Source organism: Ignavibacteria bacterium, assembly GCA_041649015.1.
Classification (GTDB): Bacteria; Bacteroidota; Ignavibacteria; order Tepidaquicellales; family Tepidaquicellaceae; genus CAIKZJ01.
Genome location: JBAZNU010000003.1, coordinates 352,686 through 365,212 on the forward strand (window position 1 = coordinate 352,686; position 12,527 = coordinate 365,212).

Consider the following 12,527-nt stretch of genomic DNA (forward strand, 5'->3'; position numbering starts at 1 on the left):
CCACAATAATTATTACTAACTTTATACAGAAAATAAATCATGGGAAGTTTCACTAATATAGGTTTCGGAAGCTACAGAATAGATAACAGAATCGAAGAGCATTTCAATTCTCTGAAAAAGGCAATCGAATCGGGTATCACAACAATTGATACATCCGCAAATTACAGCGACGGCAGGAGCGAGATGCTTATCGGGAATATTTTAAATGATCTTGTAGAGAACGGCAGCATGAAGCGGGAAGATTTCTTTCTTGTAACAAAAGGCGGCTACATGCAGGGTAACAATTACAATTTTGCGTTGAAGAAAAAGGAGCAGGGCATTCCTTTTCCCGAAGTCGTGGAGTTTGATAACGGACTCTGGCATTGCATACATCCTTTATTTCTTGAAGATCAGATTAACCGCCAGCTGTACAGACTAGATCAGGCTGATAAAGGTTACATTGATGTTTATCTCCTACATAATCCCGAATACTATTTAAAATACGCTCGAAAAAACGCATACGATAAAAAAGAAGCAGCGGAGGAATATTACAAACGAATAAAAGCAGCATTCAAGTTTTTCGAGGAGAAAGTGAGCGAAGGCAAAATAAAGTATTACGGAATTTCTTCGAACACATTTACCGAAAGCAGCGTCTATTTTGATTTCACGTCACTTGAGAGGGTGTATGATATTGCGGTAAACATATCCGAAAATCATCATTTCAAAATTATACAGCTTCCATTCAACCTCATAGAGTCGGGCGCATTTTTTGAAAAGAACCAGCAGCAGAACACAAAAACAGTTCTTGAATTTGCAAACGAACACGGCATTACCGTCATAGTAAATCGTCCTCTTAATGCAATAACAGAAACAGGATTAGTACGTCTTGCTGACTTCAGTACTGACCAATTCAGCAAGGAAGAGCTATTAAAATATCTCGAGGTAATATCATCAATAGAAGAAGATTTTTTAACCGGAGCAGAAGCAAATCTTTACCTTGAACCAAAAGATTTAAAGATTCTGAAATCAAACTTTAATTTCAGCGAAATGCTCAAAAACAACTGGGAGCGTTTCGGTTCGATTGAACATCTGAACGACTACATTGAATTTTCTTTCTCGTACAGACTACATGGTCTAATGGATTTCTTTGAGGATAAGGTTAAGGACGAGCATTATTCGGATATATTCGATAAGTACGTAAAATTTGTTTTCAAAGTGCTAAACCTTATTACAAACTACTACAAAGAGAAAGCAAACCTGCGATCAAAACATTTTCATACAATAATTGATAAGCACCTTGAAAAAGAATTTCATTATCTAACTCTTTCTCAGAAAGCTGTGTTGGTGGTAAACTCAGTACCGGGAGTGGATTGTGTTCTTGTGGGTGCGAGAAAAGAGGCGTACGTTGACGATATAAAACAAGTACTCTTTTCTGAAAGAACGAAACAATATTCTGAAATATTAAGTAATATTAAAGAAGAAGTTTCAAAAGAATTAGAATAAATCAACGATGAAGTTTTCTGAAATAAACACGACAAAAAATAAGCTGTTCCTATTAGGATTTCTTGTACTGCTTTTAATAGTTCTTTTTGTAATCTACAGGTTAAACCAGCGAGAAGAAAAATCAGTTGTTCAGGATGTGAATACAGTTTCACTGAAAGTGCTTTCCCCAGATGAACTGAAAAGGATTATACCTTTGAAAATAGATTCAATAGCTTCTCTGTTTGCAATCCGCAAAGAATGGGTGAAAGATTTAACTGAAAATTCCAGTACTGAGAAGCAAACAAAAGGAAAGCAGCAAAAAACAAAGAAGTCTCCTAAACTGAACATCAATGAGGTTTTATGGTTCTCACGTGAAATCACAATTCCAAAAGATGTCTCTTCATCGGAATTCAACTTTGCACTTAAAAATTCTTTATACGAAATTGATTTTGATTGTATAGGAACTGAGGACCCACGCTCGAGAAATCTTCTGATAAATATTTACAACAAAAAAGATTCCTCCCGCAAAACAATAGGCAATGTGAACCTCGTATTTTCTGATAACATAAGGCGCGAGTCTGCTGATATCTGTTTAATAATCAACAAGGTGGAGGATAACTCAATACCGGATCTGGAAAAACTTCTGGCACTGCCCGATAAATTTTCTGTTGTGCTTCCAGATATCGTTTCAAAAATAGATGCTCAGACGGTCGTTCTTGATTCGAAGCGTGATTACGTTATATTCGCTGATATAGGAACTGAGGATGATTTGCTTGCTGAATTCAAACATGAAATGCCTACAAAGGTCTGGCGTTCAAAAGTAAGGTCAATGTGTTACGAGTACGATAAAGCTGCAGCTGTAATACTACTTAACCCGAGAAAAATAAATCCTTATGAAACAGACCTGCTTACAGAATTTGCAAGATACAATTTAAAAGCGTACAAAGACACGATACTCGTTAAGTTTGATTCGGAGGAAGACAGTGACAAAAAGATAAAAGCTTTCTTCAATGATATTGTACTCAGAAGCCAGAAGGGGGCAAGAAGCATTATCTATCTTGTGAACTTCAACAACGAAGACATGCAAGTATTCAGAAATGAAAGCTTCAAATTGAAACGCAAAGGGTACAATTTCTATACGCTCACAGAAATAATGAAACGAAGACAAAAACTACTTGAACAGGAAGTAAAAACCGAAGTTACGGGATGACAGAAGAGCATTCCCGCCTGATGAAAACCGCACTGAAAGAAGCTGAAAAAGCTTATGATATGGGGGAAGTACCGGTTGGTTGTATAATTGTTTTTGAAAAGAGAATTATTGCCAAAGCACATAATCAGGTTGAAACATTATGCGATCCCACTGCTCATGCTGAAATGATGGCCTTAACCTCTGCCTTTGCATCACTTGAAAGCAAAGTGCTAAAAGGATGTTCAATGTACGTAACGCTTGAGCCCTGCTCAATGTGTGCAGGATCAATAGTTCTATCAAAGCTTGACAAACTTTATTTTGGCGCTTACGACAATAAAGCGGGGGCATGCGGCTCAGTTCTAAACATTACAAAAAGCACATCATTAAATCACTCAGTAAATGTTTACGGCGGTATTCTTGATATTGAATGCAGCAGTCTATTAAAATCATTCTTCAACTCGAGACGTAATTACACAAATCATTAATTAAGAAAGGAATTAACTAATTTTTTAAGTGTCCGTCTTTACTTTGCGGGAAGTGATTAGAATTATTTTTTTGATTTGCACTTCGTAGTTTTCCGATTTCATAAAATAAACTTAACCCCCTTGTTGTTAATAACAAAAAAATCACCTTTTTCAAAATACAGTGCATTCATAAAACTGTTATCGGAATTTTGTTTGTGTTCAAGGTCAATAACAATTACCTTCGAATTGTACATGTATTGAATTTTTTCAAAGATAGTATGTCCAAGAACAATCTTATCTGCGTTGAAATGCGCCAGAATGCTGTCTAACTGTTCAGGTGCGACAGTGTTTTGAGCTACTCCTCTGAACCAAACAGGACTGCTTCTGCCTATAAAAACATCTTCTTTTATTTCCTGTATAGAAAGGCCGTAGTCAAGTCGTTTTCGAAATTCACTGTTAATTTCATTGATAGTAAACTTTGAAAAAGGAAATGAGCCCCCGATACCACCATGAACAAACAAGATATTTCCGATTAGTTCTATACAATTCTTACTTCTCAGCCATCTGCCAAGTTCTGTATTGACAGAATACCAATTTTCATAGGGGATTTTAATCGAATCGGCATTAATAAAATATTTCTGTCTGAGATATCTGTAATCGCCGATTAAGTTCATAACATCATGGTTGCCCAAGATAAAATGTACTTTACCGCTGGCACTTTCTGCTTCGCTTTCGAGCTTATAAATAAGCCAGAGGCATTCAGTAACGTTAAGTCCGCGGTCGAACATATCGCCGACAATGACAAGATGACCGGAACCGAAAATCCAATTAAAATTAGTGTCAATTACGCCCGCACCTTTTAAAATCATCAAAAAGCCGTTGAAGTTACCTTCTATATCCGAAATCATGAGCATTTTGGAAGGGAAAGTATAAACATCATTTTCTGTATTGATTTCACTTTTTAATTTAAAGAAGAAGCTTTGTTTTGTCTCATCCACGAAGCATGAAAGGAATTCTGTTTTTGATATGCCTTTTGAGTATGGTTTGAAAGAATTACCATGAGGTGTAATTCCTGCTGCATAAGTTTTCCCGTCCGAATAATAAACAATCGGACCATCGCTGCTATAGAGTGAATCCGCAAAAAGAGTATTATTTACCCGTGCAGAAACTAAATTAAGAAATAATGCGAATATAAGTAAAAATTTTTTCAAAATGACAATTCTTTTTGGATAATATAAACCTTTCAATCATTTTTAAAAATCAAATTAGTATTTCAAATCATCCTAAGAGCAGTGAACTGTTAGAAGTAAGAAGTAAGATGTAAGCTGTTCCGACAAGTCGGGATGCGAAGAGCGCATAAACAGTTAACTGTAAACAGGAAACTGTAAGAAGTAAGATGTAAGCAGTAAACTGTCCCGACAAGTCGGGATGCAAAGAACGCATAAACAGTAAACAGTGAGTTTTTAGTTATGAATAGCGAAAAATATTTCAAGACCAATTTGAGTACAATCTGAGTACAAGGAGAGCGCAAGATTAAGAAAAAATGAAAGTGCAATTTCAGAGCATTTTCAGGGATTCAAAACTTAAAAAATAACAGAGAAATTTAAAAACCATATTTTACACACTCCTTTCATTATTAATCACAACAAAAACCAAAACTTGGACACGGCAACTTTTTGTCGATTTTTTTGTACGGATTTTAAGAGACAGAAAATACAGAGAATTATTTTAAGAAAAAGATTTTTTTAAAGGGAAAAATATTTTTAAAATGAGAATTATTGTGGCACAATTTCGAAAAATATTGTGATTAATAATAGGAGGGCATACTTTAGTAATGGATTATAGGTAAAAGAGTTTCTGGTGCAGTTATAAATCGGAAAAAATATTATGAAAAAAGAAAAGGGAAAAAAGAAAATCCGGAAACAGATATGATAGCATTAATCAAAGTTCATCGAAGCCGCGTTCGAAGAAATCAACCATTTCCGTGCAAAGTTCATTTTCGTCAGGTCCATCAAACCTCAGTTCAAGTACGGCTCCTTCCTCCGCAGCAAGTGTCATTACTCCAATTATTGATTTGCCATTAACTTGAAATCCATCACGGGAGAGAAAAAAATCGGCTTTGTATTTTGCAGCGATTCTGACGATTGTTGATGCGGGTCTTGTATGCATACCGGCCTTGTTTACAATTGTTACATTTTTTAATATCATCAGTACCTACGAAGTTCTTTTTAATAACATATCAGAAAACCATTTAAGCATATTTTTTGCGTCTGATTCTATTATATGTTCAAGCTGTTCATTTGCCATTGTTGTATATTCTTCTACTTTATTCGCAGCGGATTCGAGTACCCCATATTTGTGGTAAACATCTTTGATCCTCATTACGTCTTCCGAATTTTTAACGCCTTTATTTTCAATTACGTAATGAAGAAGCTGTTTATCTCCATTATCAACGGCACTTTCAAGTGCTTTTAATAAGAGATAAGTTTTCTTGCCTTCGTAAAGGTCACCTCCGATTTTTTTGCCAAATTTTTTCTCGTCGGCTACGATATCAAGCAGGTCGTCCTGAATCTGAAAAGCGAGTCCTGTGTAAAGTGCATAGTATTTCAAAGCCTCAATTTCTTTGTTGGATGCATTTCCAATAAGAGCTCCAATTTCAGCACAACATTTTAAGAGCCCTGAAGTTTTTTTATCAATCATCATAATGTAATCATCAATCTTAACTTTTTTTCTAAGTTCAAATTCTTTATCATAGCTTTGTCCTTCGCATACTTCAATAATAGCTTTCGTGAATGATTTTGCGATTTCCTGAATTCTGTCGGATTTTGTTTTAAGGAGTGATTTATAAGCATAACCGAGCAGACCGTCACCTGCGAGTATCGCTGTATTACTATCCCATTTTTTGTGTATAGTTTCTCTACCTCTGCGTGTATCAGCGTTGTCCATGATGTCATCGTGCACAAGGGTGAAGTTGTGAAGTATTTCTATTGCCGTAGCAGCGTCAAGGGCATCTTCAGCTACCCCGCCAACAGCTTCGCAGCAAATAATTAACAGCATGGGTCTGATTCTTTTGCCACCACCGTCGAGAATGTATTTCATCGGTTCGTATATACCAATTGGGGCTACATTCGGCGTGAAAGTAACTAACTTGCATTCAATCAAATTTTTATAAAAGTCGTATCTCTCTTTAAAATTTGTCATTAATAACTTATTGTTTCATAGGAAAATAGACAAAATAAAATCATAAAGAAGTGATAAAAGGTATGCGATAAATACTCAGGTATCACATTTTTCCATATATTTGTATAAATAAAGAATATGCATCTTTGAACGGAACTTAAAATATTTTTCCAAGTTTAAATAATAAAAGAAATACAGCATTTTGAATTAAATTAACGGAATAAAATTTCTATATTTAATATTGTTTAATTAAACATCTTATGAATATATTATGACAAAAAAACTAATCTTGGCTGCATTAATTCTTTCAATTTTTGCAGTATTCTCAGTAAACAATTCGGTCAATGCACAGTCTAACCCGACTCTTAAAGTATCTGTCTCCAAATCAGTAAAACCAGGGGGTGTTGGTACATTAACGATAAAGTTCAAACATGGTCCAAAAGTAAAGATACCGGGTGAGCCGCCTATTGAAATTACTCTAAACGGCGAGGGTATCACAGCACAGGGCAACCCAATATTTTCTACTGATGCTGAAGGATATATTAAAAACTCAAAAGTAACTTATAAATTTAATGTCGGCAGTGACGTCCAAACCGGCACTACTATTTCACTATCCGGCAGGGTTAAATTTGGATACTGCAGTACTGAAACAGGCATATGTAAATTCGGCGATAAGAATTTCACAGTCAACGTAAAAATAAAGTAATACTGCAATCATTAATGACCGGGTCAATGTTCTTTATTTCAGATGTTCATCTTGGTATGAAGCAATATGAACATAAGAAATTACAGGAAGACCTGATAATAAGTTTTTTCGAAAAACTGATAAATGAAAAAGCCTCCGAATTAATAATCGTCGGAGACTTTTTTGATTCATGGATTGAATACAGACAGGTAGTGCCAAAGGGTTTCTATCGTGTTTTCTCAAAGCTCTATGATCTTGTGAATGCCGGTGTTAAGGTTACTTATCTTGCCGGCAATCATGATTTCTGGCGAGGGAAATATCTTCAGGAAGAGTTTGGTATCGAAAAGCTTGATAACCATCAGGAAAGAACTATTGAAGGAAAGAGGTTTTTTATACACCACGGAGACGGTCTTGCGTATAAAGATACGGGTTACAAGGTATTAAAGGTAATATTGAGGAACAAAATTTCCCAGTTTCTTTATTCTTTGCTGCATCCTGATTTTGGATTATGGCTTGCGAGGAGTACATCTTCAAGGTCGCGTGATTATACTTCACAGAAAGATTATTCCGAAAAAGACGGTTTGAAAGATGCCGCTTTTATGAAGATTAAGGAGGGATTTGATTTTGTGTTAATGGGGCACAGGCACAGAGCTATGATGTTAAAAGAAGGAACGGGCTATTACGTTAATCTTGGCGACTGGATGATAAACTTTACATATGGTGAATTTACTAATGGTACTTTTTATTTCAGAAAATATTACGACTTTAATGGTCAGAAAATTGTTGACGAATTAATAAGGGATTCAAACTCATAAATGTTCGGTAAGTCAAAAAATAAGAAGAGAGAAGAAGAACTGGATAAATATTTTGCGGATAAGAAATACCGCAAAAAAGTATCCAGAAAGAGAAGCACTGAAAAGTTCTCTCTGGGTTTTATTGTTTTTGTTTTGACGACAGTTCTGCTTGCTGCAACCGGTTATCTGGTCTATCTTTCACAATCTTTACCATCCCTGGAGGAACTTGAAAATCCAAAGATTGAAGAAGCTACGAAAATTTATTCAGACGACGGAGTTCTTATTGACAAGTTTTTTCTGAAAAACAGGACGAAAGTTACGTTTGAAGACATTCCCAAAGACATGATTAATGCTCTTGTTGCTGTTGAAGACAGAAAGTTTTTTAATCACTGGGGTGTTGATGTACAGAGAATATTTCAGGCATTTATAAAAAACGTTTTAAGTTTCAGTCTTAAAAGAGAAGGTGCTTCAACGATAACACAGCAACTTGCAGGAAATCTTTACCTTAACAGAAGGGAAATTACGTTTAACAGGAAATTGCGTGAGGCAATGACGGCAGTGCAGATAGAACGGACTTATACAAAAGAAGAAATTTTAACTTACTATCTGAATACTGTGTATTTCGGAAAGGGTGCATACGGAATCGAAGCTGCAGCAAACACATTTTTCAGCAAAGGTTCGAAGGAACTGAATCTTGATGAGTGTGCAATACTTGTGGCATTACTTAAATCTCCGGCAAAGTATGACCCTGTTGACAATCCAGAGAATTCTAAGAACAGAAGAAATCTCGTGTTGAATTCAATGCTGGAGGAGAATTATATAACACAAGAGGTCTACAATACGTCTGTAAACAATCCAATAAAAGTTGCTTTCAATCAGCAGGAAATAAACTCGGAGTCAATGGCGCCTGAGTTTACAGAGTACGTCAGACAGTTAATGCAGGTAAAAGCCGAGAAGTATGGATTTGACCTTTACCGTGACGGTTTGAAAGTATACACAACACTTGACACAAGGTTTCAAAAACATGCGAACGATGCAGTAATAGAGCAACTCAAATCTTACCAGAAATCATTCAGCAGTTCATGGAACTGGAAAAACCACAAAGACATACTTGAGAGCAATGTTGATAAATTTATTAAGCAGACGGAGGAATACAAAAAAGCAGTAACTGACGTTGATAAGAAGAAAATCTATGATATGATGAAGAGTAATCCTTCAATCACAGATTCTGTAAAAAAACTCGCAACAACCGTGCAAGTTGGATTTGTTGTTATGAATCCAAGGAGCGGAGAGATAAAAGCAATGATAGGTTCGAATCCGAGTACGAGAACAAAGTACGGATTAAATCATGTTACGCAGGTAAGAAGACAACCGGGTTCTTCATTCAAGCCTTTTGTTTATGCTGTTGCGGTTAATAACGGTTATTCTCCCGGATATTTGATTTCAAATGACCCCGTGGTTGTGAATGTCGGCGGTAAAACATGGTCTCCAAAAGGGGGGGGAACGGGCGGAATGGTTACAATGCGCACTGCTATTGAGAAGTCAATAAACGTTGTTGCAGTCAGAACAGCGATGGAACTTGCGCCGATTGAACAGGTGATAGAGCTTGCGAAGAAAATGGGTATAAAATCAGAACTACCGAATTTCCTGTCGCTTGCGCTTGGGGTTGGAGAAGTTACACCTCTTGAAATGACGAATGCATTCGGAACATTTGATAATGAAGGAATATGGGTTGAACCGATTGCTATTACGAGAATTGAAGACAGGAACGGAAATCTGATAGAGGAAGCCATTCCGGATACAAGAGAAGTCCTGAGCGAAGAAACAGCTTACATTATGTCCGATATGATGGAAGGAGTAGTAAATGACGGAACAGCAGCATCAATCAGAAGGTTTTTTAAGAGGCCCGCAGCGGGCAAAACAGGGACATCGCAAAACTATACAGACGCGTGGTTTGTAGGTTATACACCTCAGTTTGTAGCGGGCTGCTGGCTTGGTTTTGATGATGCGAGAATAAAGTTTGGCGGATCATACGGGCAGGGAGGAAAAGCCGCGGCACCGATCTGGGGAAGGTTTATGCAGCTGCTTTATTCGGATGAAAACTTTGATTTTCCGATTGAATACTTCCTAATGCCGGATAATGTTCAGGAAGTTACTATCTGCGCCATAACGGGATTGCTGGCAGGACCTTCATGCCCGGGAGAGATAGAACTTGTAAATAAAAGATTAATTCCGAGGAAATGTACTTCAAATCACATAACATACGACTCTTTAGCTTCATCTCCACTTGATATCGAACAATAGCAAAATAAAAAATATATTACGAAAGGATTAATTAAATTGGAAAGAACACTTTGTATTATCAAACCCGATGCTGTAAAGAAAAAAGTACAGGGAAACATTATTCAGATGATACTGGATGCAGGATTTACAATACGAGGAATGAAGCTAATTCAGATGTCAAAAGAACAGGCACAGAAATTTTATGAAGTACATAAGGAGAGGTCCTTCTACAGCGAGCTTGTAAGTTTTATGACATCGGGACCAGTTATTCCGATTGCGCTTGAGAAGAAAAATGCTGTCGCAGATTATAGGAACCTAATTGGTGCAACTGATCCAGCGGAAGCGGCGGAAGGAACGATAAGAAAGAAATTTGCAGGTTCAAAAGCGGAGAATGCAGTACACGGTTCTGATTCGGTTGAGAACGGAAGGATTGAAGTGGAGTTTTTCTTTCCTGAGAAAGAGCTTGTTTAGTAAAACGAATATTAAAAAGAGAAAAGATTAGCTTTTACTGCAGACAAGAAAAGAGATAAACCAAAGTACAGTATTTAATTATCCGTATTGGGTTCAGGTCTTTTTACTCTGATTGATTTAACGACTCTTTCAATCTCACCTTTATATTTCTCGAATGATGGCTGAACCGTAAATGTGTTTACGAAAATATTATCAGTTTTTGTAGATACATAAAACCTGTAGTAGGTAAGCTTGCCTTCAGTTTTCGGGTCTATAGAATAAATTGTTGTTTTTGTAAGCGTATCCTCATTAAATACTTTCGTAAACTGGAACTGTCCGAACCTATCTCCTTTGGTATCAATCTCAATATTCATAGTCAAGGTCTCTTCCTTTTTGACAGTTGTATCAACGAGTATCACCCCTGTAAACAACGATGTCTGATTAAGGTCACGAGCATCTATCTGTTTCCAGTTAGGCGGAAATCTTCCGATAAGTCCGACTTCGTTTTCTGACAGATTCTTCAAGAGCGAATCCGGCATAAGTGATGCGTTCAACTTTGTTGTATCGACAACACCGTTTTGGTACCTTGTTGTATCGTTGGCTTTTCTAAGGGAATCGAGTTCTTTATTTAATGCCGTATCGTTTTCTGTGAGACTTTTATCCAATTTAGGAAGATTAACTCTTGGAGGAGTAATTCTCTTCGGAATAATTTTTGGAGGAGATATATCTGACCCTGTTTCAGAGTCTGTCTTCAACTCTTCGGGTCTATTTGGGTCGTCAACGTTTTGTGCGAGCTGGTTCAGGTTTTCGGGAAGGTCTTGCATAACTATAAGTCTTTTCTGGACAACTTCTTCGTCTTCTTTAATATTACCTGATCCGAATGAATAGAATAAAATTGCGGCAATGATAGTGATAGTATTTGCTGCTGCAAAACCTCTTTGCAGATTCTTTCTAATGAACTCCTTGTTCTTTCTCCATGGATTCTTTCTTCCGATTTTTAGCTCGAGTTTTTCTTCATCCGTAAGTCCGTTTAAACTTTCTTCAGGCGGTTCGGCAGCAGATTTCGTGAGTCTGCTAAGAATATCCACTACTAATGGGTTTGGAGTAAGTCCCGGAGTTTTAAACTGTACTGCTTTATCCGGCTTTTTGACGTCCAAATTATCGGGTTTATCAGCATCGTCTCCTATTTTAATAAAAACTTCAACGTCCTGTTTTGCAATACCCTGACGCGGATGAATAAATATCTTATTAGACTGCGTCTCTTCTCCGTCTTCGATGTTTGTCTTATCGAGAAGAGAACTGTCAACTGAAATTGATTTATTCGTTGAGATCTTTATTCTTAGAACATTTTCGCTGATTAAACTTATCTGATAGTTACTTTCTTTCTTTCTGATTTCAGTTTTTATATCGTCGGTTTCACTTTCAGCATCCGCTGCAGGTTCTTCGATACCAATTTTTACGAGAACTTCTATTTCCTGTTTTAATTCTTCGGCTTTAGGATGAATGTAAATTCTGTTGGACTGAGTTTCTTCCTTAACTATTACATTACAGTCAATAGTAACGGATAGGTTTGTTGTAGTTCTAACGCGTAGGACTCTTTCGTCAATTAAATTAACCTGATATTTACTGTCATAGGCAGTTGATTCAACAATATCTTCAGTATTTGTATCCTCAGTATCATTATTTTCGGGTTCAATCTTATCCTCAACAAGCTCGTTCTCCGGTTCAACTGGATTTATAATGTTATCATTTAGCTCTTTTGAAGTAAGATCTTCTGAATGAAAAATATTTTCCTCCTGATTGATTTCATCAGGTATTACTTTTCTTTGCTCGGATAAATCACCATTATCTAATGGTTTTTCATTACCATCGCCGTCTAAGTTGTTGTTTATATCGTCTTTATTTAAAGTATCGCTCATTTAATAATTATCACATAAGTTAAGTATCTTATACTTAACTTTAAATTCATTTCATACATATTAAGTTAAACTACAATTGTGTCCAATTTGTTCAATATTTAT

At 36.4% G+C, this 12,527-nt stretch carries 11 protein-coding genes; 7 read left to right on the top strand and 4 right to left on the bottom strand.

Going from position 1 to position 12,527, the window contains the following annotated elements; genetic code table 11:
• Positions 1-39: 39 nt before the first annotated feature.
• Genes WC644_07280 through tadA form a run of 3 tightly spaced genes read left to right on the top strand, consistent with a single transcriptional unit; the run spans position 40 to position 3,135 of the window.
• Positions 40-1,482, top strand: a complete 1,443-nt coding sequence (locus WC644_07280) for an aldo/keto reductase (GenBank protein MFA5011744.1) — start codon at positions 40-42, stop codon at positions 1,480-1,482.
• 7 nt (positions 1,483-1,489) lie between these two features.
• The gene (locus tag WC644_07285) at positions 1,490-2,671 is read left to right on the top strand and encodes a hypothetical protein (GenBank protein ID MFA5011745.1); all 1,182 of its coding nucleotides are present in this window, start codon (positions 1,490-1,492) and stop codon (positions 2,669-2,671) included.
• On the top strand, positions 2,668-3,135 hold the full coding sequence (gene tadA / locus WC644_07290) for a tRNA adenosine(34) deaminase TadA (protein MFA5011746.1): 468 nt from the start codon (positions 2,668-2,670) through the stop codon (positions 3,133-3,135). Before WC644_07285 ends, tadA begins: the two co-directional genes overlap by 4 nt.
• A gap of 98 nt (positions 3,136-3,233) precedes the next feature.
• Here tadA and WC644_07295 read toward each other — a convergent pair whose 3' ends face one another.
• From WC644_07295 to WC644_07305, 3 genes are all read right to left on the bottom strand, one after another.
• Positions 3,234-4,325, bottom strand: coding sequence for a metallophosphoesterase (locus WC644_07295; protein ID MFA5011747.1), 1,092 nt, complete (start codon positions 4,323-4,325; stop codon positions 3,234-3,236).
• A 730-nt stretch (positions 4,326-5,055) separates the two neighbouring features.
• Positions 5,056-5,322: an HPr family phosphocarrier protein gene (locus WC644_07300; GenBank protein MFA5011748.1), complete on the bottom strand. Its 267-nt coding sequence runs from the start codon at positions 5,320-5,322 to the stop codon at positions 5,056-5,058.
• Positions 5,323-5,328: 6 nt separating this feature from the next.
• Entirely contained in the window at positions 5,329-6,315 is a 987-nt protein-coding gene (locus tag WC644_07305) for a polyprenyl synthetase family protein (protein MFA5011749.1), read from the bottom strand.
• A gap of 250 nt (positions 6,316-6,565) precedes the next feature.
• Between WC644_07305 and WC644_07310 the strand changes: the two genes are divergently transcribed.
• Genes WC644_07310 through ndk form a run of 4 tightly spaced genes read left to right on the top strand, consistent with a single transcriptional unit; the run spans position 6,566 to position 10,527 of the window.
• Entirely contained in the window at positions 6,566-7,000 is a 435-nt protein-coding gene (locus tag WC644_07310) for a hypothetical protein (protein ID MFA5011750.1), read from the top strand.
• A gap of 26 nt (positions 7,001-7,026) precedes the next feature.
• Entirely contained in the window at positions 7,027-7,794 is a 768-nt protein-coding gene (locus WC644_07315) for a UDP-2,3-diacylglucosamine diphosphatase (GenBank protein ID MFA5011751.1), read from the top strand.
• Positions 7,795-10,077: a PBP1A family penicillin-binding protein gene (locus WC644_07320; protein ID MFA5011752.1), complete on the top strand. Its 2,283-nt coding sequence runs from the start codon at positions 7,795-7,797 to the stop codon at positions 10,075-10,077.
• A 36-nt stretch (positions 10,078-10,113) separates the two neighbouring features.
• Positions 10,114-10,527, top strand: coding sequence for a nucleoside-diphosphate kinase (ndk, locus tag WC644_07325; GenBank protein MFA5011753.1), 414 nt, complete (start codon positions 10,114-10,116; stop codon positions 10,525-10,527).
• 74 nt (positions 10,528-10,601) lie between these two features.
• On the opposite strand, the gene WC644_07330 is transcribed toward ndk, so the two are convergent.
• Positions 10,602-12,425, bottom strand: coding sequence for a hypothetical protein (locus WC644_07330; GenBank protein MFA5011754.1), 1,824 nt, complete (start codon positions 12,423-12,425; stop codon positions 10,602-10,604).
• Positions 12,426-12,527: the final 102 nt, after the last annotated feature.

Excerpts from the sequence above, each read along its gene's own strand:
- WC644_07280 (MFA5011744.1), top strand. The coding sequence starts at position 40 with ATGGGAAGTTTCACTAATATAGGTTTCGGAAGCTACAGAATAGATAAC.
- WC644_07285 (MFA5011745.1), top strand. The coding sequence starts at position 1,490 with ATGAAGTTTTCTGAAATAAACACGACAAAAAATAAGCTGTTCCTATTA.
- tadA (MFA5011746.1), top strand. The coding sequence starts at position 2,668 with ATGACAGAAGAGCATTCCCGCCTGATGAAAACCGCACTGAAAGAAGCT.
- WC644_07300 (MFA5011748.1), bottom strand. The coding sequence starts at position 5,322 with ATGATATTAAAAAATGTAACAATTGTAAACAAGGCCGGTATGCATACA.
- WC644_07305 (MFA5011749.1), bottom strand. The coding sequence starts at position 6,315 with ATGACAAATTTTAAAGAGAGATACGACTTTTATAAAAATTTGATTGAA.
- WC644_07310 (MFA5011750.1), top strand. The coding sequence starts at position 6,566 with ATGACAAAAAAACTAATCTTGGCTGCATTAATTCTTTCAATTTTTGCA.
- WC644_07315 (MFA5011751.1), top strand. The coding sequence starts at position 7,027 with ATGTTCTTTATTTCAGATGTTCATCTTGGTATGAAGCAATATGAACAT.
- WC644_07320 (MFA5011752.1), top strand. The coding sequence starts at position 7,795 with ATGTTCGGTAAGTCAAAAAATAAGAAGAGAGAAGAAGAACTGGATAAA.
- WC644_07330 (MFA5011754.1), bottom strand. The coding sequence starts at position 12,425 with ATGAGCGATACTTTAAATAAAGACGATATAAACAACAACTTAGACGGC.